This window comes from Lachnospiraceae bacterium (assembly GCA_025758065.1).
Classification (GTDB): domain Bacteria; phylum Bacillota; class Clostridia; order Lachnospirales; family Lachnospiraceae; genus Enterocloster.
In genome coordinates, this window is sequence record CP107199.1 from 3749754 (window position 1) to 3774181 (window position 24428).

Genomic DNA, 24428 nt, shown 5'->3' on the forward strand with positions numbered 1-24428 from the left:
TGAAAATGACTGGAAGAAATGAAAAAGAACTGGAAGGCGTCAGCCTTTTAGGAAACCAAAACAATGTATACAGAGCAGACTATGCTCCGGAAGTCCTGGAAACTTTTCCCAATAAACACCCTGAAAATGATTATTTTGTAAAGTTTAACTGTCCTGAATTTACCAGCCTTTGTCTAAAAACCGGACAGCCTGATTTTGCTACGATCTATATTTCATATGTTCCGGGTGAACGCATGGTAGAGAGTAAATCCTTGAAATTGTATCTGTTCAGTTTCCGCAACCATGGTGACTTTCATGAAGATTGTGTCAATATTATTATGAAAGACCTGATCCGTCTGATGGACCCAAAATATATTGAAGTCTGGGGAAAATTCACCCCTCGCGGCGGTATATCCATTGATCCCTACTGTAACTATGGAAAAAAAGATACATTATGGGAAAAAGTGGCTTTTGACCGTCTGACACACCACGATATGTATCCGGAAAAGATCGATAACCGTTAGCCCTCTCTCCCACTCCCCAAAGGAAGGCTTTCCGATACACATAAACTGCCATACCCCACCCGCTCATTTGGCCAGATATCATATCCCGGTAAATGTCTGGCGCCACGGATGAGGTAGGCTTTTACTTTTTCACCGTATAGAAACGGATCGTTTCCGTTGATGATCCCCCATTGCATCAAAAGTGCTGCCGCTCCGGTAACGAAGGGCGTTGCGAAAGATGTTCCTGTGACAGCTTCGTAGCCGCCCCTGTTTCCGGCTGTGATGATATTCACCCCCGGAGCCACCAGATCTGGTTTTACCTGATTGGTCTGCCGGGTAAAACCACGGCCTGAGAAGTCAGCATAAGCTCTTGTGCGAAAGTCATAGGCGCCTGCAGAAATAATTTTTCTGGCTGTAGAGGGAATAGTCAATGTAGTTTCCGGGGTACTTTTTAAAAAGCGGGTATCATTATTTAATGCAGCTTTGGAAGGAAGCCACAAATCAAACTGACCGGTAATGATCCTTTCCGGTGTCAGGATAAACTGCCAGATGCCGCTGTCTATATAATCTCCTGTTGGTATAAAATCAAAATATACCTCCTGCGCCATGCTGTAAGGAGAAGGTTTTCCATAATAACTCAGGATCTGTGTATTTTCACTTCTAAAACGCTGTTTCTCCAGATTTTCCTGTAAGGTTCCTATAATAGCACCTGAAGGCGATCTTAGGGAAATAGAAAATATATCTGCATAAGATTTCCACAACTGCACCCCAAAACTATTTTCAAAAGCAGATACAGACAGTTCTATGACCTGCTCTCTTCCCATTTCCAGCAGACCGCCTGTATGACCTGCTCCGGCTCCCTCATTTCCGGTTCCCGCTATGATCACATTTCTGCCATATCCTGTCATATCATCTAAAAAGGTTTCTAAAAGACTGGTTCCGTCGTGAGAACCGTAGGTATTTCCAAAGCTTAAATTCACTGCCACCGGCCGTCCCAGCTGTCTGGCTGTGCGAAGGACGAAATCTACTGCTTCCATCAACTGGGTAGTTTTGGGGAAATTATCTGCAAGGGGGATACCCAGTTTTACCACCATTAGCTCACTTTCATAGGCTACACCACGGTATAACCCGCTGCTTCCTCTGCCATTTCCTGCTGCAATAGCAGATACTGCCGTTCCATGGCCACTTGTATCCGCAGAAGGAACAATCTGCAGTGCCGCAGCCCTGTTTCGCCCCCCAGAACCTTCCCTGTATGCTGACAGAGCCTCATTTATCTCCTCTTTCGTGTATACAATATCCCGGTTCTGATCCCATAGATACAAGATGCGGCTGGTGCCGTCTGAATTTTGAAAATCCGGATGAAGGTAATCAATACCGGAATCGATAATAGCAATGAGAACGCCTTTTCCAGTCAGATCCGTTGGCAGCTTAGCCTCTGCTGATACTCTTTCCGTCACAGTGCCCCCGTCCATACCAAATATATTTTCTAAAGGGTTTGAATTTGCAGTTTCTCCACCAATCCCCTGCTGCACGTCCAATAAACAAGAGGCTGCTCTTGCCTGATTTACAGCAAAGAACAGCCTCTTAGGTTTTTCTATATATTCAATTTCCGGTAAGTTTGTAACAAAGTCCACCAGATATTCCGGCACCTTCAGTATACCATAACCATTTAACAATTCCCGTACCCGGATGCCCCGTTCCCGCAATCCACTAAGATCACCAAAATACTTAACGATCAGCTCCCATGTCCGTTCTTCCCGGTCAAAGCCGGTTTCCAGACTTTCAGAACGCATCCGCTCTTCTTCTGATACGCTTAAAGACAGGTTTAAAAGATTTTCCCTCTTCTGGTCTGTATTGGCTGTATTGGCTGCAATTGCCATATCTGTTATATTTTCCTGCTTTCTTACGCCCTTTCCCAAATACTTATGCATCAAAACATAGCTAATATGACATTTTCGGATCTGTCTTACTTCAAAAATCCATTAATGATCTGATTTTCTGCCTCTTCCTCAGTCAGTCCCAATGTCATCAGTTTGATCAGCTGCTCACCGGCAATCTTTCCGATAGCTGCCTCATGGATCAAAGCTGCATCTACGTCGTTTGCTTCCAGTCCCGGAACTGCCAGGATCTTTGCATCATCCATGATAATGGCGTCACATTCTGTATGACCGCTGCATTTTGCATTTCCTGCAATGCTGGCACGGAAGGTCTGTTTGGAGGTTCCCTTAGCAACGGAACGGGATACTACATCGGCACTGGAGCCTTCCCCATTTAACTCTACCTCATAGATACTTTCAGCTACCTGGGCACCATGAGTGAGAAGACGCTCTCTTACTACCAGTCTGGCACCTGCTGCCAGTTTCGCTGTATTGGTCCGGATGGTAGAGTCAACACCCTTGATCTGGACCATCTCCATTTCCATCTGGCTGTTTTCTTCCATATATACTTCTGTTCCCGGGTTTAGAACACGTTTTCCTGTACCGTCACCTTCACCGTAATGCTTTTCTACGTATTTAACTTTCGCATTCTTTCCAATGAAAAATCTGTGGATGCCGTCATGCTCAGAGTCCTGATCGCCACAGTTGTGGATACCACAGCCTGCTACGATCACTACATCAGAGTCTTCACCAATGTAGAAATCATTGTAAACCATTTCTTTTAATCCGCTGGCACTTACCACTACCGGAATATGGACACTTTCATGCTTTGTTCCCGGCTTGATCTTAATATCAATTCCCGGTTTATCTGTTTTAGTTGTAATATCAATGTTGGCTGTGGTACTTCTTCCAGCCATTTTCCCGTTAGCACGGATATTGTAAGCACCTTCCGGTACTCCGTGAAGGTCAGCTACTTCTGCAAGAAGTCTCTCCTGGATCTGATCCATCATTACTGATCCTCCTTTCCGTCATTTCCCGTAAAACCGGAACAAACGCCTACTGCTGCTGCGGTTCCCATAATTTCAGGCATGATCTCTTCTCTGGTTCCCTGTTTTATTATCTTGCCATCTGCGATCACAACGATCTCATCTGCAATATTTAAAATACGCTCCTGATGGGAAATAATGAGAATGGAGCCATTATTATTCTTTCTCATACGCTCAAATACCTGGATCAGGTTCTGGAAGCTCCAAAGATCGATCCCCGCTTCCGGTTCATCAAAAACAGAAAGCTTTGCATTTCTTGCAATAACAGTAGCGATCTCAATTCTCTTTAATTCACCGCCTGAAAGACTTGCGTTGATCTCACGGTTGATATAATCTTTTGCGCAAAGTCCTACCTCAGACAAATACTGGCATGCCTGCGCTGCTGATAGCTTCTTTCCTGATGCCAGACGCAGAAGGTCTAACACCTGAACACCTTTAAAACGGACTGGCTGCTGGAAAGCAAAACTGATGCCCATTCTTGCTCTTTCCGTAATGTTCTTCTCTGTAATATCTTCTCCGTCAAAGAAAATCTGACCGCCGGTCGGACGTTCGATCCCCATGATCAGCTTTGCTGTGGTGGATTTTCCACCTCCGTTTGGTCCTGTAATGACCACAAATTTGCCGTCATTCACTTTCAGGCTGATATCTTTGATAATTCCTTTTTCTCCCTTGTCATCATTTACTTCAAAGGAGAGATGTTTTAATTCCAGCATCTGCTGTACCCCCACCTTTCTTTATTATTTCAAATAATAGCTTTCCGCTTATCTTCTCCAAAATATCCGGAAAGCAAAAACAGGAAGCCAGTTTCCTGACCTCCTGCTCATCTCCTGCAGAAGAAGGGAGTCGAACCCTCAAGGTATTACTACCACACGGACCTGAACCGTGCGCGTCTGCCAATTCCGCCACTTCTGCATCTCTGCGTTGCTATTTTCTTAAGCAACGTAGATGATTATATCGTAAAACAGATCGTTTGTCAACAGTGATTTTGAATTTTTTGAAAAGGCGAATACACTCATTTTAGTTTATGTGCGATCACATTAAATAATACAAAATTGTGTTAAATGTACACAATTTCATTTAGCCCAATTTTTCCACAGCATTTTAAAGGCCCCAGCTCAAGACATCTGATCACCGGTCTCTACCTGAAAAGTGACATAGCAGGACGTTCATCTTCTGTATTTTCTCTCAAAAAAATCTCACCATGGCTACTCATATCCAATGAAATAACAACGACCTCGCAAAAAGGAGCCTTTGCCCGGAAATATATCCGGTAAAGGCCCCTTTCTATAATGTCAAGTCCTAAAGTATTGATTTTATGTACATGCCATTATAGGAAGGTTTTGTAAAAATATAAAATTTAAACCGCCTGCTGACCGGTCAGTTCGTATCGGCTTTTACAAAGTTTCGATAAACCGTCCGAAAGCAATTCTTCCCTTAAAGGCTTTGAAACCTGGATCTGACAACAGACGGCAGCGGAGTTAACAGCCCCATGATCCTGGTATCAAATAGATTTTTCCAAGCGATGGTATCTTCTTCTAGAATTCCCTGCTGATGAGCATAAGAGACCATATCTTCCAGAATTTCAGCTAATGGCCGGCTTTTCAGGATTTCTTCTTCATGAAACTCCGAAAGACGAAAGAGGTCTAATAACTGATTTGTCACAAAAATCTGATCATCCTTTGATACCAGACCACATTTTAAGCCATAAGCCACAAGTTCATTGATCTGTGTATTGATCATAGCAATCTTCCCCCTTTAATCAGCTTTGTACCCATGTGGATGGGCCTGATGCCATTTCCAGGCTGTTTCAATGATTACTCTCAGATCTGCATACTGCGGTTTCCATCCCAGGATACCTTTTGCTCTTCCACTGGAAGCAATCAGAGTTGATGGATCTCCTGCTCTTCGTGCTTCTTCCTTTGCAGGGATCGGATGTCCGGTTACTTCTCTGGCAGTTTCCACAACCTCTTTCACAGTAAAGCCGACTCCGTTTCCAAGGTTAAAGATATCGCTCTTTCCGCCGTTTCGCAGATAGTTCATAGCCAGAATATGTGCCTGAGCGAGGTCATTGACATGGATATAATCCCTTACGCAGGTGCCATCTTTTGTATCATAATCCGTACCGAAAATGGAAATATACTCTCTCTGGTGGTTCGGTACCTGAAGAATCAGCGGGATCAGATGTGTTTCAGGATTATGAGCCTCACCAATTTTTCCATTCGGATGCGCGCCACAGGCATTAAAGTAGCGCAGGGAAACATATCTTAAATTGTGTGCGATGGAGGTCCAGTGGAACATTTTTTCCATGGACAGCTTCGTTTCGCCATAGCAGTTGGTCGGAACAGTCGGATCGGTTTCCAGGATTGGAATGCTCTCAGGCTCTCCATACGTTGCCGCTGTGGACGAAAAGACGATCTTGTCAATTCCATGAGCCACCATGCTCTCCAAAAGCACCTCGGTACCGCATAAATTATTACTGTAATACTTAAGCGGGTCCTTCATGCTTTCCCCGACCTGGGAACTTGCTGCAAAGTGAATGACACCGTCGATATCTTCTTTTTCAAATACAGAATCCATAAAAGCTCTGTCCCGGATATCACCCTGGTAAAATTTAGCTTCTGGATGAACAGCTTTCCTAAATCCAGATTGTCAGATTAAAATTTGCATAGAAATAATCACCTAAATATACATGCTTCCCGTAAGACATATGGAGCCCATCTTCGATATACACATGATCCCCACAAGAACCAAGCAGTTCCTTTAAAATTTTTAGCCGCCGATCCTAATCTCCCGGTCTGCAGTGATTATAATCAAACATCAATTCTTTGCAGTCTTTCCGCTCATTTTCCAGGCGTTCTTCTATCTCCTGATTGACCGGATCTACATGCCCGGATTCATAAAACAGCATGCCTGCTTTTATACGTTCTTCCAGATTCATTTTTCATTCCCCATACAATACACAGATGTTTCCATTTCGTTTCACACGATGGTCATTTTTCCGGTTGCGCGGAGGCTTAACAGATGGCAAAGGAATAGGAAATAACATTTTCTGCATTGATGCGGTATGCTTCCTCCACGTCACTTCCCCAGCTGTCAATTCCACCAACACCTCTTACTGCGCCACAAACGCACAGAACAGTCCTTCTTGCCGGCGGCAGTTCTTCATAGTGTGTTGCGTTTTCAATCTCTTCTGCTGTATATGGCAGGCAGGAAAAAGCAAACGGCTCGTCTGTTTTTTCAATTTTTAAGATCTGCAAAGAATAATCCCTTCTGCTGTTATCAAGACTCGTATATCTCGCAACCTCCAGCCAGTCCGTATCCATATGCATTCCACAATCCTGCGGAACAAGGTATGGGGTAAGGCTTAAATCACTCACCTGATATACCCCTTTTACAGCGCCTGCTTTCCGGTCCGGATAGGTTTCTCCGGATAAGCCCTCATACATGTAGCTGTCTGCAAGTGTCGGCATAATGAATCTCATGCCAAACACAGGAAGCTCCGGGAGACCCTTTACTCCGTGGTATTCTACATCCACCCTGATTTTTCCGTTTCCGGTCACAGTATAGCTTACCAGAACCGTCGCGGAAGGATTGCTGATGGTCTTATAGGTGAATTTTACAATGATCTCATTTGCAGATACATCGCCCCCATAGATATTATTGTCCGGAGCATACTGCTTCTGCATTTCACCGTCCATGATGACTTCGACATTCTGACAGTCGATAAACGTATCTGCTGCCATCCAGCTGCCGCTTTTAATATGGAATTTGCTTCCCCGGTCATTATCTGTCAGTGCTCTCCAGAAGGTCGGCTTCGGGCAACGGTACAGCCATTCATAGCCGTTTTTTACAATAGACTCCAGACCGCCCTGAGCATAAGAGAACGTATAGTCGAACCCTTTTCCGTGTACACCGAGCACATAGTCACCATAAACCACTCTCAATTTCCCATTATCTGTATAAACCATAATAATACCTCACTTCCTGCATAGCCGGCTTCTCCACACGGTTTGCAAATACAATTCCATCTCCTGAAAATTCATAATCGGAAGGTCTGTCATCAAAGTCTCCACCATAGCGGAGCACTTCTTTCCCCGTAACTTCATCCTTCACATAAAGTGCCTGATCAATAAAGTCCCAGATAAATCCACCATGGTACATGTCATATTTATCAATCAGGTGCATATAGGTGCCAAGTCCACCCATGGAGTTTCCCATGTCATGCATGAACTCACATAAGAGGTAAGGCTTCTTCGGATCATTGTCCAAATATTCTTCGATCTCATACGGCTTTGCATACATACGGCTTTCCACATCGGAAATTGTGTCTTCATAAGCTCTGTTATAGAAGGAGCTTTCATAATGGATCAGGCGGCCGTCTTGTTTCTCTTTATAATAGGTGTTCATGGTCTCGATATCATCCCCAGCATAGGACTCATTTCCCAGGGACCAGAATAAAATGGCGGTATGGTTTTTAAACGTTTCAAAGTTGCTTCTGGCTCTGTCTACCACAGCCTCTTTCCACTGCGGGATTGATCCCGGCACGTTGCAGGAAGGTTCGATCGCACCAAGCTTCTGGAAGGTTCCGTGGCTTTCTAAGTTGTTTTCAGCCATCATATAGATTCCTGCTGCGTCGCACATATAATACCACGGGATCTGATCCGGATAATGGCAGGTGCGCACGGCATTGATATTATTTCTTAAGATGCATTCAATATCGGACTTCATTTCGTTCATACTGATGCAGCGGCCTGTTTTAGGGCTCCACTCGTGACGGTTCACACCGGTCAGGACCAGGCGTTTCCCATTTAAATGGATCACCTTGTCGATCACATCGATCCGTCTAAAGCCGATGTCATACGGTACTACTTCAGCCAGATTTCCGCTTTCATCCGTCAGCTCCACATATGCATGATACAGATATGGGTGATGGTTGTCCCAGGCTTTTACCTGCGCATCATCTGTCTGAATTTCTTCAGTGTAGATTCCGTTTTTCTCCTGCAGGGCAGCAGATTTTTCCAGCACAACACTGCCTTCCTGATCCTTTAACACAAACCGGGCATTGATCTTCCGGTTCTCTGGTGCGGATACTTTCAGATTTACGGATAATTTGCCGCTCGCATTATCCTTATACAATTCCGGGCGGAACCACACATCCTCCAGATGAATCTTAGGAACCGCACGCAGGGTAACATTTCTGAAAATTCCAAAAAAGCGGAAGAAATCCTGATCTTCCAGAAATGCTGCCGTACTCATCTTATGCACCTGTACCGCCAGTACATTGCCCTTTTCCCGGATGAATGGTGTCAGATCAAACTCGGAAGGAGTAAAGCTGTCCTCTGCATATCCTACGAACTGACCGTTCAGCCACAGATACATTGCCTCTTCCACGCCTTCAAAGCAGATACGGACTCTCTTGGAACACAGCTCCGGATCCAGATCAAAGCGTTTGATATAGGAACCTACCGGATTATACTCAGCTTCGCTGAACATTCCGGCTCCGTCTCCGGTGCTCTCCATACTGTAGGCGCCTCTGCGGTATTCTTTTCCCTCCCATGGGTACATGGTATTGATGTAGCGGATCTTATCATATCCAGCCAGTTCAATATGGCCCGGCACCATAATCTTATCAAAGTTTTTCGCATCAAAATCCTCTTCATAGAAGTTTTCCGGTCTGCTCTTAACATTCTTACTGAAAGCAAATTCCCACTGTCCATTTAAAGACTGGATTAGTGCATTTTCCTTCTTTTCCAGTGCTTCATAGCTTTCATAATAAGTATGATCGCTGTGCGCTTCCAGCTGATTTACCCGGAATACTTCCGGATTATCCAACCATTTCATATCTGCATTCATGTTCTATCTTCTCCTTTTCTAAAATAAGCCCCTAAAGAAAACTTTAGAGGCTATTGATTTATGATTCCTGCATATTTTCAATTAATTCGCGGTTTGCACCCTCCACATTCAAGAAAGAAAGGATAACCGTAATGATGATATCAAAGATAAATGGCAGCCAGAGGTACATAAAATACATCATTTTGATACAGCTGGCCGGCTGAACCGCGTTGTCCATATTGATATATCCACTGATGTCAAGCAGCCATCCGGAAAGAGCAATACCGATACCACCGCCAAGTTTTATACCCATGGAAGTGCATGAGAACATGGAACCATCAATACGTTTTCCGCTCTTTAAATAGGTATACTCGGAACACTGTGCAATAACAGCACTCATATCTCCCTGCCACGGACCTTCACCTAAGGAGGTCATTGCGATAAATAACAACATCAACGGGATACTTCCCATATAACCTGCAAACACTACCAACAGACGGGAGAAGCTTGCAAATACATAGCTGTATTTGTTCAGCTTGTACATTCCATTTGTCTTTGCTACCAGCATTGGTGTGATCGCCAGAGCAATGATCAGAGGGATATTGTTAGCCCAGGAGAACACACCAAATAAATTCTTATTTAAAAGAACATAGGTCATAAAGAAAATTCCCACATTAACCATTGCTGCACGAAGCTGCTGCAGAATGTAGATCACACAAATCATGGAAAAATACTTGTTCTCAAACAGCAGCTTTACAGTCTGCTTGAAAGAAAGCTTATCATCCTCAATCCCCATAGAACCATTAGATTTCAATTCTTCTTCCGGAAGTTCTTTTACGGAAAATACAGCAAGCGTATTGGTGATGATACCGATCACACAGTAAATGAGCGCAATGATTCTCCATGCTGTTGCACCGTTACCAAGAAGCTCAACTGCTCCTACAGTAATAGACTGAATTGCAAGGTTTGTACCAAAGGAAAACATGAAACGGAAAGAACCCATCTGCACTCGTTCTTTACTGTTCTTTGTTACCAGAGAAGTCAGTGCTGCATATGCGATGTTATTTGCCGTATAGAATACTGCGTTTAACAGGGTATAGCAAATAAAGAACCAGGCATACTGCGCAGTTTTACCCATATTAGTAGGGATCGCAAAAACTCCGTAGAGCGTGATAGCACAGCCAAAGAAACCATAAAACATCCAGGGTCTTGCCTTACCCATTTTGCTCTTTGTCCGGTCGATCATGGTTCCAAAAAAAATATCCGTTATACCATCAAATAATTTGGATACTGCAATTAATGTGCCAACGATTCCTGAATTTAAGCCAATTGTATTTGTCAGGTAAATCATGACAAAAGATGACAGGAACGCATAAACTAAGTTTCCTGCAATATCACCGCTTCCGTACCCCACTTTGTTATGCCATTTCAGGTATGTCTTCTCTTCCATTTTAATCCTCTTTTCATATAATAGTCTTTGTCATCCTGCCTTTTCAATACGTTGTAACTACTATACAAAAATGCGTGGGAAAACTCCATATCTTTTATGAGACAGAATATGCACAAAATGATAGGGGGTTACATACTCCCACCACTTAGCCAACACTTGAAGTGTGAGCTTTTCGTTCGATTGCCCTATAGGGCAAAGCATAAGCGAGTTATCCCCGTGTGTCCCACAGTTTTATTAGACATTATGATATTATGGAATTTCTTCCGCAAGGATCAGAAATTAAATGGGCAATTCACTGTGAACATATCAAAATTTATGCAAACGATAGGATTACTTTCATTATCCCTGCCAATACCATGACCCAAATAGGATTCATTCTTGTTTTCCGCAATAAAGCTACACATATAATAAAAATTAAAACCATAACCCATTTTGTTTTAACAAAGGTAACCGTACCATTTCCCCAAAAAGCCGTCATAAGAATCAAAATTCCCGCTGACGCTATCATTGCTACTACTGCAGGGCGAAGTGAATGCAATACCTCCTGCATCATATCCACGCTTCTATACTTTAGATACAATTTTGCTAACACGGTTACAATAATACAGGACGGCAAAATGCATCCAAACGTAGCGACCACTGCCCCGAGTACACCTGCAATCTTGAGTCCTACAAAAGTTGCCGAATTAACTGCAATAGGTCCGGGGGTCATCTGCGATATTGTAATAAGATCTGTAAATTCTGACATGGTAAGCCACCTATGGTTAGTAACTACCTGACTCTGAATCAACGGCATAGCTGCATATCCACCGCCAAAACTGAATATTCCGACCTGAATAAAGCTCAAGAATAATTGTAAATACATCATTTTACGCTTCTCCTTTTTAATAGAAGTGTGCGTATTACACCAATTACCCCACATGCTATTACAATATACACTACATTTACGCTAAACACGCATGCTGCAATAAATGCTACACACATAATGATCAAAGACAGATGGTTCTTCTCTTTAACAATTGGTGCTGCCATATCCACCGTGACAGATGCTATTACTGCACCCACCCCTGCCTGCATTCCTTCAAGCAACTGGCTGATCAACCAATCGCTTTTAAACGCATTATAAAATATAGATACTACTGTCAAAACAATAAAAGGTGGCAGAATGGTTCCCAGAATTGTTATGAATATTCCCACAACACCCGCCAGTTTATAACCTACAACGATTGCTCCGTTTACCGCAATGGCCCCGGGGGAGGATTGTGCTATTGCCACTAAATCAAGCATTTCATTTTCTTCTATCCAATGGTATTCATCTACAAATTTATTTTTCATCAGCGTAACAATGACATATCCACCACCGAAAGTAAACGCACTTAAATATAGCGTAGATATGAACAGTTTCCATAATATTGTTTTCCGCTTTTTTTCGTCCATAAATCTCTCTCAACAGTTTTAAGACTTTAACTTTTATATATAACCAGCAGAAAATGATGCGAATTTTATAAACCTCAAATCATCGCATCATTTTCCTTATTTTCTTTTTTCTAAATCACTTTAATGCTGCATAATCTGCATCTGTGTAGTCTTTTGTCACATCCCAGTTAGGAAACTCCAAGGAACTATAATCCATTCCTACTGCCTCCGATGCGCGTTTCCATTCTGTAGTTGTATCATCTGCCAGTGTTTTTAATGCGCTACTATAATCGGTAAGACTCTGGGAAATAATGCCTTGCACAATTGCACCTAAGCTAGGCTGCACGTCTTTTACTTCTGCATAGAAATCATTTGCCTTTTCATCTCTTTTTACTAAAGTAGGTACTACCCTAGATGTTTCTTCAGCAATAGTATAATACTCCTTCATATGTTCATTCGTCATATATTTTTCGTTGATTTCAGGAATACAAGAAACAAAACTTCCGCTTTCTACATTGCTCTGCTGGTATCCATACCGTTCATCATATAATGCCATTAAATATTCAGCCGCTTCCTTGGGATGTTTAGATTGTTTATAGATGCCCATCCAAGGAGACAATTCGCCCGCCTGAACATAAGTATTTGTTACCCCATCAGGAACAGGAACTGCCATAACTCCATATTTGAGGTCAGGATAATTTGCATCCCACTGGGATACACACCACATTCCTTGGCAGAGAAATGCTGCTTGTCCCTGTGCAAACAATTCTCTTGCTTCTGGTGCACTCACGTTAATGGTATCCGGATGAATACTTCCATCATCTACCAATCCTTTAATAAGGCCAAGCGCTTCATTCATTTCCTTACTATCGTAAGGTGCCACTCCATTATCTGTCAGTACCTTCTGCGTTGCAGCCACCTTACCGCCAGCTGCAGCAGCCAGAGATCTTGCCATAACATCCATGCGGTTCATCTGCTTGCCCCCATCGATCAGGCCATAAATGTTTCCATTCCCCATCTCGGTCACTTTTTTGCAAGCTTCTCTAAACTCCGAATAAGTTTTAGGTATCTCATTTACGCCTGCCTGCTCCAAGATGCTCTTATTGTAGAAAAATAGGCACTGAATTATCGGCATTTGTTCGGTAACAGTATACCATTCATCCCCAATATCCGTAACTCCTTCTGCAAAAGCTGCCGGATCAAATTTTTCTCTAAAATCATCTGTTACATAGTCATTAATCGGCTGAAACCAGCCCTCTTCTACTGCAGTATCTAGTGTAAGACCTACCGGAATGGGAAACAGGTCAGGACCTTCCCCTGATTTGATCATTGTAACGATAGTATTCTTGAACTGATCTACCGTAAGCATGGTGTATTCAATTTTAATATTAGGATGTGTTTCCTCAAATTTCTTATGAAACTCTTCTCTCTGTGCTGCAGACCCATCACTCCAATCTACAACTTGAAGCGTTATCTGTCCATCCGTTTTCTCTTCCTCTTTTGATGCAACACCTGTATTTTCACTGGCGCCGTTCCCATTCGCATTCCCGGTTGACGGCATTGCCCCACATCCTGCCAATGTTGTCACTGCCATTGCAGCAGCCAGCAACGATACTGTCATTTTTTTTAATCTCATTCCTAATTCTCCTCTCTTATATGTGATTTGGTGGATTGTTCTTATCAACTCTTAACAGCTCCAGCAATTCCCTCTACAAAATGCTTTTGCATAAAAATGAATAATATAATGATCGGTATTACAGCAATCGAACCGCCAGCTGCAATTCCTGTCCAATCAACCGTGTTTTCCCCTTTAAATGCATATAAGCCAACTGCCAATGTTCTGGAAGATGGGTTATTCAGTGTCAACACTAAAGGAATCATAAAAGCGTTCCATGCCCAAATAGTTTCCATAATAACAACTGTCGTTGCAACAGGCTTACACAGCCTCATCATAATGTAATAAAACGTCTGAAAATAATTACATCCATCTATTTTAGACGCCTCTTCCAACTCTTTCGGTACGGATTGGAAAAAACTGGTGAACAGTAACAGAAAGATAACATGTGCTCCACCGGCCTGAGATAGGATCAATCCCAGCTTAGTACCTACCAGATTCATCCCTTTGACAACTTCATAGGTTGGAATGATTGTACTTACCAGTGGAATTGCAATGCTTCCCAAAAATACCGCCATACAAATATTTCTTCCAACAAATTTGTAACGTCCCATGGCGTATCCAGCCGTCATAGTCATAATTAAAACTATAATGACCGAAAATACAGTTACAATAATAGTGTTAATGAAGTAGGTTCCAAAATCTGCTTTTTGCCATATGCGTATAAAATTATCAATTGTTGGTACCAATGGAATCAATCCTAGGCGGTTCTGGAAAAATTCATTCTGCCCTTTAAACGAAGCAGAAATCATCCACAAAAACGGATATATCCAGAAAAACCCCACGCAGAGCAGTAAAGCATGCTTAATAATTGATTTTACAATATGAATTCTTTTTTCTTTGCTCAATTACTTCACCCCCTATTGTGCCTTCTTTTGCAGATGGCCTTTAATAACATTTAGAAGCAATCCGACTATTATAACTGCGCCTCCAAAAAACAAAGCCGCTGCGCTTGCATAACCAAGTCTGGGCATTCCAACCTCACTTGAAAACGCCGTTCTGTAGACGTAAGTCGCAATCACATCAGTTGCATAATAAGGTCCGCCCTCTGTCATTGTCTTAACAATGTCAAACACTTTTAATGAATTAATAGCACACAGGATTGCAATGATTCCTCCTGTTGGTGCGATCAGAGGCAATACGATATGTAAAAATGTCTGACTTCTGTTTGCACCGTCAATAGTCGCAGCTTCATATACATCCTGGGAAACTCCCTGCAATCCTGCCAACCAATAGATCATATAGGTACCACAGTCCTTCCAAAGAGAAATAATCACTAACGTAGGCAACGCATACTTTGCATTTCCAAGAAAATTTATTGGATTTTTCAGAATGTGCAAGGAAATCAAAAGATGATTTACTGGTCCTTGTACTCCCAAAATAAATATCATGATAATTCCTACTACAGAGGCTGTCGTGACTACAGGGACAAAATACATTGTACGATATAATCCACGGCCTTTCATTTTTTCATCATTTAAAAGATATGCAAGAAACAAAGATACCGCCAGTTCCAAAGGAACTATCATCACCATATATTTAAAACTGTTTATAAAGGCATTCCAGAATAAGTCATCATGCATCAGTTCTTTATAATTTTGCAAACCGACAAAAGTCGCATTAGATGTCATGCCTGACCAATCTAACAAAGAGTATTGAATGCTGCATATAATAGGATATCCTTGAAACAAAACATAAAAGCCAACTGCTAATGACATGAACAACCAACACCAGGCATTTAATTTTAATTGTCGTTTAAATCGAATATTCCTCGTTTCCAATCTTATTTCAGACTTTACCTTTGTCATTATTCTCCCCCATTTCATATAGATACTTGCTTCTGACTGCTTTTTTCATAGGTAATCCTGTATCATAGTCAAGCTGACGTGGTTCGTATTCTTCATTTTCCCGCTGTCGCGTAAACCCTTCATTATCCCACCTTGGAATGTATCCTTTATTCCAATCTCTAAGTGACCACTGATAACCTCGATACAGATCTCTTGTATCATTCATATGTGTAACCAGTTTTTTATGATATTTGCAGATAATTTCCAGGTATTCCGGATTATCAATTTCATTTACCATTTCATCAGGATCTTTTTTTAAATCGTAAAATTCATCTTTATCAAGTAAATTAACTGCCAATTTATAGTTTTCTGAAATAACACCCCTCATGATTTGAAGCCCTCCAAATCCATCGTGGTCTATCTCATATCTGGTAAATTCTGTATAGACTTCGCTGTTTATTTTTAATGTTGTATCGTATATTTGTGGAAGCATGCTCTTTCCTTCCAGCAGCTTCGGAATTGGCAGTTCAAAATACTCCATGACTGTCGGCGCAATATCAATATGAGATGCCGGTGCTGTAACTACCTTTCCCCTTTCCCCCCCTTTAATGATCAGCGGAATATTAACAACTTCTTCATAAATGGCTGCGTTTTTAGAAAACAATCTGTGAGCTCCCAACATATCCCCATGGTCGGAGGTATAAATAATCATGGCATTAGGCAGCTTTTCCTTAATCACATTCAGAACTCTTCCTATTTCATAATCCACATAACTGTTGCATCCTAAAAACAATGCCAAGCCATCAGAACTCTGATTAATCTGACTTTCGTCCTCTGTCAGTCTGTCCCCTGCCCAAAGTCGCTGCATTAATGGCTTATTATCCAAGGTATCCGTAAATTTAGCAGAAGATTCAAATTTAAAGTCCTTGTACATGGTATTGTACGGTGCCGGACATAGCGATGGCCCATGTGGTTCGTCATATGATACCGTAAGAAAAAAATCTTCCTCTTTATATTGCTCTAAAAATTTAATTGCTCGATCCGAGCATCTATGGGCATATGTAAAACCTTCAGAAAAATCTGGCTGATAAGATTCCTCTGGCTGTCTGGAACGTCTACGTTGCTCTTCATTCAGTTCATTTAGATAGCATCTCATATCATACCAATAATCTACATCCCATCCTGCTGGGCAACAGCCTAAACCAAAATAATCTCCACCATCTAGATGCCATTTTCCTATATATCCACATTTGATTCCGTTATCTGTTAACCGCTGACCAATCGTTTTTACATTTGCCCCCAGTGGAACCCCATTCGTAACCATGCCATTTGTATGAGGAAATGTACCTGTAAAAATTGCACTTCGCGCCGGACCACAAACAGGTTGACAAGTATACGCATTTTCATATCGGATTCCCTCTTGTGCCAACGCATCCAAATTGGGGGTGATCATTTTTTTATTACCATAACACCCCACCATATCTTTTCTGGTTGTATCCGTCATCAATAGAATAATCTGTTTTTTCAATGAGACTCTCTCCTTTTATGGATTCATTGCTTTATAAATCAATAGTAGCTATATTATTACTTTCCCGCAATCAACATAATTGCTTTTGGCATGGATTTTTCTGCTTTTATGTGTTATTCTCATAGTAGTTAATTAAAAAGATGGGAATGAATACAATTTATGATAAATATTAGCGGGCATTATAGAGAAGAGAGGAAAATAACAGGCTATTGTGATAACGATGTTCCTCTAATGGTAAATTGCTGTGGAAAACAGATCTTTCAAACGCAAGATTATTTCTGCAATCGTAAAGACGGTAGACTAGATTATCAAATCATCTATATCCATCGTGGAAACGGACATTTTTATATAAACAATGAATGGACTACATTATCTGCCGGAAACATTGTTTTATATCGTCCTGGAATACCACAATTTTACTCTTATTATGCAAATGAAAAACCCGAAGTCTATTGGATACATTTCACCGGCAATCAATGCGAGGATATTCTAAACACATACGATATCAAAACCTGTTATATTGGTGAAAGATTATATTTAAAATTGCTCTTTCAAGAAATTATCACTGAATTGCAACTTAAAAAAGTGTCATATCAAGACATTGTATTACATAATTTTTATATTATTCTGTGTTCTATCCACAGGTCATTTAGTAGTCTTTCAAAACCTTTTGATAATGATTTTTCATTTGACAGACTATTACTCGAGTTAAACTCAAAATATGCAAACAAATGGTCTGTTTCTTCTATGGCCAATTACTGCAAACTAAGTGAAAGCTATTTTTCTCATATGTTTAAAGAACGTATGGGATTATCTCCTATGCAATATTTAAATAACCAACGAATGGAAAAGGCCAAAGATTTTCTATTATCAAATACCATGACTATTTCAAATATTGCACATCTGGTGGGATTCGATGATCCCTTATATTTCAGCCGCGTTTTTAAAAAATATACAGGAGTATCTCCACAAATGTATTACCTTAATACTTGCAACTTCAATACACCCGAGTGGTTTCTCAGCAATACTTCAAACCGCTGATTCTTACCTATTAAGCATCTTTGAATATCTTCCAATAGAAAGGCCCCTCACATCTTTTCCATCCCACGCCTAATTGTAAGGGATATTCTGACGGTTGAATGATAAATGATTCGCCTTGTTGCCTGTTTATTCGCTTCCGTCAGTCCATCAGATTTCCTTCTTAAAATACCAGTTTTACCTGCCACATAAAAAAGGGCGAAAATTCAATCCAACATGAATTTTCACCCTTTTTATTTGGGATCATTCGCACCTGAAATTTAACAGATTCTTACTCCATCCTTAATCACAGCAGTCAGGTTAAGTTCTTTATCCAATAGAACCACATGTGCCTTCTTTCCTGCTTCAATAGATCCATACTGATCGTCGATATCCAGACTTCTGGCTGGATTGATAGTTGCACAGCCTACAGCTACTTCTAAAGGCAATCCCATCTGTTTCACCGCAGTTCTCATACAATCCATCAGGTTTGTTGCGGATCCAGCAATTGTGTCAGTATTTCCAAGCGTAGCCCTCTTTCCAACCACTTTTACATCCTGCCCGCCGAGAGTATACTGACCATCCGGCATTCCCGTTGCCCGAATGCTGTCACTGATCAAGAGCATACGGTCTGCTCCCATCATCCGGAATGTTGCCCGGATCGTTGCTGGGTGGATGTGTATCCCATCGCAGATAATTTCTGCCATTACATGCTTATTGTCAAATACTGCCCCTACTACGCCCGGCTTCCGGTGCGTAAATTCAGGCATTGCGTTGTACAGATGAACCGCATGATTGGCTCCGGCCGCAAATGCAGTCGCCGCAGTTTCATAATCAGCATTGGTATGTGCAAGGGAAACATTCACCCGGTCTTTTACTTCCTGAATGAATTCAATTGCATTACTGCTCTCTTCCGGAGCCAGCCCGATAAATTTCACAAGCCCATTGGATGCTTTCAAGAACCGGTCACAGATTTCCACACTGCAAGGAAGAATATTTTTTTCATCCTGAGCACCTTTTTTCACATGGCTGATAAACGGGCCTTCCATATTAATGCCAACCAGATCTGCCTTCCGGAAATCATTTGTTTCTTTCTTATATTCTGCGGCAACTTCGAGGACATGTTCCAGCTCTTCTACTGGTAAAGTCATGGTAGCCGGAGAGATTGCGGTAACGCCTACGGATGCCTCATATTCAGCAATCCGTCCCAGAGCTTCTTTGTCACCATCGCAAACATCATCTCCCTTACATCCATGAAAATGCAGATCGATCAGTCCCGGGATTGCATAATTTCCTTTACCGTCAATCACATTCCCCGTCAGCTTCGGAGCATCCTCTTCTTCATAAACCCGCATAATTTTATCTCCGTCCAAAACAATACCGCCTTTTACAAAAATCTTATTGGCAGTATACACATACACATTATCAATGATCATCTTTTTTATCCTCCTAATATAATTCCTTACGTCTTTTTTCTCCCTCTTCCAGTGCACGAAGAGTACTATCATGCATACCCTCTCGGATATATTTATTTTGTTCTACATAATAGCCATAAATAATATCCAGCATGACCAATATAGGAAATTGTGGTGAAATCACATTGCCATGGTTCAAATGTTTTAATGACGGCAGCAACACTACTTCTGAACAATATTCATCAAATTCAGATTTGTTGTTTTCTGTAAAAAGAATTGTTTTTGCTCCCTTACGATTAGACTCTCTAAGTAAATAAAGGACTTCCTCTCGCTCACCACTAAGGCTGAATCCTATCACAAGGCTATTTTTATTCTGAAACACAGATGACATGCGCATCATATCTGGATCCAGCAGCGAATCTACATTAACACCAATTCTCATAAAACGTATTTCCATCTCTCTTGCCGAGAGCCCTGAGCTCCCCAAACCACAAACCAAAACTCGGTCTGCCTTATTGAGATATCCCATGATTCTTCCAATCTGTATTTCATCTACAAGACTATACGCTTTATTCAGTAGTTCCTGATATGCATTCAATACCATGCGAGTGTTATCAGTAATCTTTTCTGGTTTTTCAATTAAAGTTTCTTCATATTGATAAATAAATTCTTTATATCCATGATACCCACATTTTTGCGCAAAACGAACCAGTGTCGCCTTTGATGTAAACAGCAGTTCCGAAATATGTTTTATTGAAAAATCCATTTTTTTCTGATTATGAATAAAAAAATTAGCAATTTGTTTTTCAACAGGTGTAAACTTGTCATAGTTCGATTCAATAATCGGGACAACTGATTTCACATAATATTCCATAAACTCATTCCTATTCTTTTAAATGCATTCCACAGAAATGATAAAATGCGCCCAACATCCCAGCATCATTCTGATTTTCTGCAAATGTAATTTTTGTATGCTTCTCAATGCTGGATACAAGATATTTTTTCACGGCACCTTTAATTCGATCTTTTAAAAAGGTTTCCTGCGCCATAATTCCTCCACCTAAAACAACAATTTCTGGATTTAGCACATAACAGATATTTGCAATGCCTTTTCCGAGCGTATCCGTCATCTCTTCAATTGCCTGTATGCAAATCTGATCTCCCTTTTTTGCCTCTTCAAAAATATGGTAGCCGTCCCATTTATCTTCTATTTCATTTTTTCTTTCAGCAACTTTTTTTGTTAAAATGCTTGCCGCTCCTAATGTCTGAAAATCGCTATCATCCATGTGCATATATCCAACCTCACATGCACTGTTGCTGAAACCATGAAATACTTTTCCTTCTAGCAGAATGCATCCACCAATTCCAGTTCCAATGGTTAAAACTAATGCAACTTTACTTCCTTTAGCAGCACCATTTCTATATTCTGCAAGGCCAGCACAATTTACATCATTTTCAACTTCACATGGGATCTGAAACTTTTCTTCCAATATTTTTTTGAATTGTGTACCAGCATAGTTTGGAATCAACGGTGCAGAATAGAATATAGAACCAGTCTCTGTATCTACCATTCCAGCAGTAGATATGCATATTCCTGCAATTTCTGAGTGCGACACAAGCATTTCGTTAACAATGCCGATGACCTTATCAAGAATAGCCGGTCCACCTTTCCCAGCCTCTGTCGGCATGGATTTTTTCAGCATAATCTTAGCATCTTCACCAATAATTCCATATTTGATAGCAGTTCCACCGATATCAATACTTATATACCTTTTCATCTTGTAATCCTACTTTCATCTATTATATATAATTTCAAATGCATTCTCAAGTTATGCTTAATATGATTTATGCGAAAAAGGCAAACCTCTGGTTTGCCCTCTTCTTCAGCAGAATAAATGGCCTGCTAAAATCTTAAATTCTCACTTTAAAAATTGCTTTTTTGATTGTCTCCGGTTTATCGCCTGCCTGAACCGCGGTCCGGTGTCCATCATTTGGATAACAGATCAAAAAATCACCGTCTGTTAATACTACGGAAGAATTCTTATTTCCATCCATTGGAAGGAAATCATCTTTTTCTACAAATTCATTCAATTTCATATTCTGAATGAAATTCAGATCAATCTGCTCAGTTCCACGAAGCATCACATGGACATCCAGATATTTTTTATGTGCTTCCCAGAATCTTTCTTCCGGAGTTGTGGTTGTGTACTCCACAATATTCACAAAAAGGCGATCTCCATCAATCTCGTGACTTCCTTTTTCAAAAGAAGCAAGATCATGAGTCTTTGCATATTCAAAGCACTCTTTTATTCCCTTTTCAAGATACGGAAATTCTTCTACGTGATCCATATTTCCAAAAATCATTTCCATACACTCCTTATTAGTTTTTATAAATCGTTGTGTTCGGTGCCGGCTCTGATTTATCACCTTTTATATTTCTCCAGATGATGCTTGCCGGAATTCCAACTACCAGTGAAACTGCAATTGAGATAATGGAATAGCTCCAAATCGTTACCTGTCCAGCAGGAACAAAATATTTAATATATACCATCACTGCTGATGCTGCAATAAATGCAGCAGTTGCACCAAATGTGTTAGCCACTTTGGTAAATGCTCCAAGAATAAAGGTTCCGATAAGAATTCCGAGTACCAGGCCCATAAAACCATTGAACCACTCGTATGCGGATTTCACACCTCCATTTGCAAGCACCATGGCAACAACGATGGAGAAAATACCAACAGCAAGAGAAACTCTCTGACCAATTTTTGTTTCCTTCTCAAATCCAAGTTCTTCTTTAGAAAGGTTAGATTGAATATCCAGCGCCCAGCTGGAAGCAACCGAATTAAGACCTGTAGAAAGAGTTGACTGCGCAGCTGCATAAATCGCTGCTAACAAAAGTCCAGTCACACCAACCGGCAGTTCAAATGCAATATAAGAAGCGAAAATCTGGTCCTGTGCAGCTGCCGGCGGCAGTGCATTCTGCTTGTAAAATACAAATAAACCTGTTCCGATCAAATAAAATACAGTTGCAATAAAAATGGATAAAGCACCATTTGTCAGCATCATTTTATTTAATTTCTTCGTATCTGTAGTTGTTGTAAAACGCTGCACAATATCCTGGCTGGATACATAAGATCCCATTGTATTAAAACCAGCACCAACAATCAAAATGAATACGCTGTCTTTAAAAATATTTGGATTAAAAATCGGCTGATCAACAGCAAGGAATTTGTGTTCCAGTGAAAATGCCTGGAAAATAGCTCCCATTCCACCATCAATATGTGCAATTAAGAACACCAGAGCAAATGTTACACCAATCAAAAGAACCGAACCTTGAATAAAGTCTGTCCAAAGAACAGATTTCAATCCACCCGTATAAGAGTAGATGATTGCAATCACGCCCATGATAATAATCAGGAGATTTACGCTGATACCAGTCAGACTTCCAAGTACCATACATGGAAGATACATAATAATAGACATACGGCCAATCTGGTAAATGATAAACATCACTGCTCCCAGAACACGAAGCCCTTTGCTGCCAAACCGCAATTCCAGATAATGATATGCTGTATCAATATCCAGTTTGCTGTAAACTGGAAGGAAAAACTTAATTGTAAGTGGAATTGCAAGCAGCATACCAAGCTGTGCAAACCACATGATCCAGGTACCTGCATAAGAGTTACCTGCTAATGATAAAAATGAAATCGGGCTCAGCAATGTTGCGAAGATAGATACCGATGTAACCCACCACGGAACGGTTCCATCTCCTTTAAAATATTCTTTCCCCTTCATTTCCTTTTTGGCAAAATGAAGACCCGCAAACAATACAGCTGCCAGATACACGACCAAAATGATGAGATCGATATAAGTAAATCCCTGCATACTTTTTCCTCCTAATTTCCCCAGTACTCTTCTCTTTTACACAATACCCGGCACACCATATGCCGGGTATTGTTTTACCCTCTTATAAATATTTTTTCTTTGCGTCGCATATCATCTGTGCTGCTTCTTTTACAATGTCCATATCTGCTTCGACTAATGCCGGAAGAGGTTCTCTTACTCCGCCAAGTTCAAGGCCCTCATTGATTTTGAGAATTGCCTTAATGACTGCATACATATTTCCATGAGCGGAGCACATTTTGTAAATGATTGCATCGCAGGCATACTGAATCTCTCTTGCTTTTTCCATTTCTCCGGCTTTTACATATTCATCCAGTTTCAGATACAGTTCCGGCATAGCTCCATAGGTTCCTCCAATAGCGCCTTCCGCTCCAATCACGCGGCCACTCATAAACTGTTCATCCGGGCCATTAAAGATAATGTAGTCTGGGCCAGCTGCCTGTTTGAACATCTGAATATCCTGAACTGGCATGGATGAGTTTTTCACACCGATCACATTCGGATTTTTTCTCATCTCTGCAAAAAGATTCTGTGTTAAAGCAACACCGGCAAGCTGCGGAATGTTATAGATTACAAAATCAGTATGCGGTGCTGCAGCACTGATATCGTTCCAGTACTTTGCAATAGCATATTCTGGTAAGTGGAAATAGATCGGAGGAATTGCTGCAATTGCATCTACTCCTAAGCTCTCAGCATGCTTTGCCAATTCCTGGCTGTCTTTTGTATTATTGCATGCAACATGCGCAATAACAGTAAGCTTACCCTCTGCGGCCTTCATAACATTTTCCAGAATGATCTTACGATCCTCGACGCTCTGATAAATGCACTCTCCTGAAGAACCATTTACATAAACTCCCTTTACACCTTTCTCTACAAAGTATCTTGTCAGTGCCTGCACTCCTTCTGGGCTTACATTTCCCTCTTTGTCATAACATGCATAAAATGCAGGAATGACTCCTTTGTACTTTTCAAGATTTCTCATGATTATACTTCCTTTCT

The 24428-nt window shown here is 41.0% G+C and carries 22 protein-coding genes, 1 tRNA gene and 1 pseudogene; 2 read left to right on the forward strand and 22 right to left on the reverse strand.

The annotated features are described in order from the left end of the window. The first annotated feature begins 5 nt into the window (after positions 1-5). A complete protein-coding gene (gene queF / locus OGM16_17530) occupies positions 6-503 on the forward strand; it encodes a preQ(1) synthase (protein UYJ46552.1) in 498 nt (165 codons plus the stop codon). On the opposite strand, the gene OGM16_17535 is transcribed toward queF, so the two are convergent. The 16 genes and pseudogenes from OGM16_17535 to OGM16_17610 all read right to left on the reverse strand — a co-directional run bounded on the left by OGM16_17535 (position 500) and on the right by OGM16_17610 (position 17093). Further along, positions 500-2362, reverse strand: a complete 1863-nt coding sequence (locus tag OGM16_17535; GenBank protein UYJ46553.1) for a S8 family serine peptidase — start codon at positions 2360-2362, stop codon at positions 500-502. The two genes, queF and OGM16_17535, sit on opposite strands and share 4 nt — an antisense overlap. 86 nt (positions 2363-2448) lie before the next feature. Further along, positions 2449-3369 (reverse strand): SufD family Fe-S cluster assembly protein, encoded by a 921-nt coding sequence (locus tag OGM16_17540; GenBank protein UYJ46554.1) that lies wholly within the window; start codon positions 3367-3369, stop codon positions 2449-2451. Further along, positions 3369-4118 carry an ATP-binding cassette domain-containing protein gene (locus OGM16_17545; GenBank protein UYJ46555.1) on the reverse strand — a complete coding sequence of 250 codons (750 nt, stop codon included), beginning with the start codon at positions 4116-4118 and terminating at the stop codon, positions 3369-3371. Before OGM16_17545 ends, OGM16_17540 begins: the two co-directional genes overlap by 1 nt. Positions 4119-4233: 115 nt before the next feature. Further along, positions 4234-4317 (reverse strand) — tRNA-Leu (locus tag OGM16_17550). A gap of 522 nt (positions 4318-4839) precedes the next feature. After that, positions 4840-5145 (reverse strand): hypothetical protein, encoded by a 306-nt coding sequence (locus OGM16_17555; GenBank protein UYJ46556.1) that lies wholly within the window; start codon positions 5143-5145, stop codon positions 4840-4842. Between the two features lie 15 nt (positions 5146-5160). Continuing rightward, positions 5161-6084 (reverse strand): annotated as a pseudogene (galE, locus tag OGM16_17560) (UDP-glucose 4-epimerase GalE). 103 nt (positions 6085-6187) lie between these two features. Next, positions 6188-6343 carry a hypothetical protein gene (locus OGM16_17565; protein UYJ46557.1) on the reverse strand — a complete coding sequence of 52 codons (156 nt, stop codon included), beginning with the start codon at positions 6341-6343 and terminating at the stop codon, positions 6188-6190. Positions 6344-6419: 76 nt separating this feature from the next. Continuing rightward, entirely contained in the window at positions 6420-7373 is a 954-nt protein-coding gene (locus OGM16_17570; GenBank protein UYJ46558.1) for a beta-galactosidase small subunit, read from the reverse strand. Continuing rightward, positions 7357-9258, reverse strand: a complete 1902-nt coding sequence (locus OGM16_17575) for a beta-galactosidase (protein ID UYJ46559.1) — start codon at positions 9256-9258, stop codon at positions 7357-7359. Before OGM16_17575 ends, OGM16_17570 begins: the two co-directional genes overlap by 17 nt. Positions 9259-9316: 58 nt before the next feature. Next, positions 9317-10687 carry a glycoside-pentoside-hexuronide (GPH):cation symporter gene (locus OGM16_17580; GenBank protein UYJ46560.1) on the reverse strand — a complete coding sequence of 457 codons (1371 nt, stop codon included), beginning with the start codon at positions 10685-10687 and terminating at the stop codon, positions 9317-9319. Between the two features lie 313 nt (positions 10688-11000). Then, entirely contained in the window at positions 11001-11555 is a 555-nt protein-coding gene (locus OGM16_17585) for a chromate transporter (GenBank protein ID UYJ46561.1), read from the reverse strand. Then, positions 11552-12124, reverse strand: a complete 573-nt coding sequence (locus OGM16_17590) for a chromate transporter (protein UYJ46562.1) — start codon at positions 12122-12124, stop codon at positions 11552-11554. The genes OGM16_17585 and OGM16_17590 overlap by 4 nt, the downstream gene beginning before the upstream one ends. 115 nt (positions 12125-12239) lie before the next feature. Next, the gene (locus tag OGM16_17595) at positions 12240-13739 is read right to left on the reverse strand and encodes an extracellular solute-binding protein (protein UYJ46563.1); all 1500 of its coding nucleotides are present in this window, start codon (positions 13737-13739) and stop codon (positions 12240-12242) included. Positions 13740-13783: 44 nt separating this feature from the next. Beyond that, positions 13784-14608: a carbohydrate ABC transporter permease gene (locus tag OGM16_17600; GenBank protein ID UYJ48505.1), complete on the reverse strand. Its 825-nt coding sequence runs from the start codon at positions 14606-14608 to the stop codon at positions 13784-13786. Positions 14609-14638: 30 nt separating this feature from the next. Beyond that, a complete protein-coding gene (locus OGM16_17605; protein ID UYJ46564.1) occupies positions 14639-15586 on the reverse strand; it encodes a sugar ABC transporter permease in 948 nt (315 codons plus the stop codon). Then, entirely contained in the window at positions 15567-17093 is a 1527-nt protein-coding gene (locus OGM16_17610) for a sulfatase-like hydrolase/transferase (GenBank protein ID UYJ46565.1), read from the reverse strand. The genes OGM16_17605 and OGM16_17610 overlap by 20 nt, the downstream gene beginning before the upstream one ends. A gap of 159 nt (positions 17094-17252) precedes the next feature. Here OGM16_17610 and OGM16_17615 point away from each other — a divergent pair, with 159 nt between their 5' ends. Continuing rightward, positions 17253-18134, forward strand: coding sequence for an AraC family transcriptional regulator (locus OGM16_17615; protein ID UYJ46566.1), 882 nt, complete (start codon positions 17253-17255; stop codon positions 18132-18134). 257 nt (positions 18135-18391) lie between these two features. Here OGM16_17615 and nagA read toward each other — a convergent pair whose 3' ends face one another. From nagA to OGM16_17645, 6 genes are all read right to left on the reverse strand, one after another. Further along, positions 18392-19546, reverse strand: a complete 1155-nt coding sequence (nagA, locus tag OGM16_17620; protein ID UYJ46567.1) for an N-acetylglucosamine-6-phosphate deacetylase — start codon at positions 19544-19546, stop codon at positions 18392-18394. Between the two features lie 13 nt (positions 19547-19559). Beyond that, entirely contained in the window at positions 19560-20399 is an 840-nt protein-coding gene (locus OGM16_17625) for a MurR/RpiR family transcriptional regulator (GenBank protein ID UYJ46568.1), read from the reverse strand. Between the two features lie 10 nt (positions 20400-20409). Further along, the gene (locus OGM16_17630) at positions 20410-21303 is read right to left on the reverse strand and encodes an ROK family protein (protein UYJ46569.1); all 894 of its coding nucleotides are present in this window, start codon (positions 21301-21303) and stop codon (positions 20410-20412) included. A 133-nt stretch (positions 21304-21436) separates the two neighbouring features. Further along, positions 21437-21889, reverse strand: a complete 453-nt coding sequence (locus OGM16_17635; protein UYJ46570.1) for a YhcH/YjgK/YiaL family protein — start codon at positions 21887-21889, stop codon at positions 21437-21439. Between the two features lie 16 nt (positions 21890-21905). Next, positions 21906-23411 carry a sodium:solute symporter gene (locus tag OGM16_17640; GenBank protein UYJ46571.1) on the reverse strand — a complete coding sequence of 502 codons (1506 nt, stop codon included), beginning with the start codon at positions 23409-23411 and terminating at the stop codon, positions 21906-21908. Between the two features lie 82 nt (positions 23412-23493). Continuing rightward, the gene (locus tag OGM16_17645) at positions 23494-24411 is read right to left on the reverse strand and encodes a dihydrodipicolinate synthase family protein (protein ID UYJ46572.1); all 918 of its coding nucleotides are present in this window, start codon (positions 24409-24411) and stop codon (positions 23494-23496) included. Positions 24412-24428 lie beyond the last annotated feature (17 nt).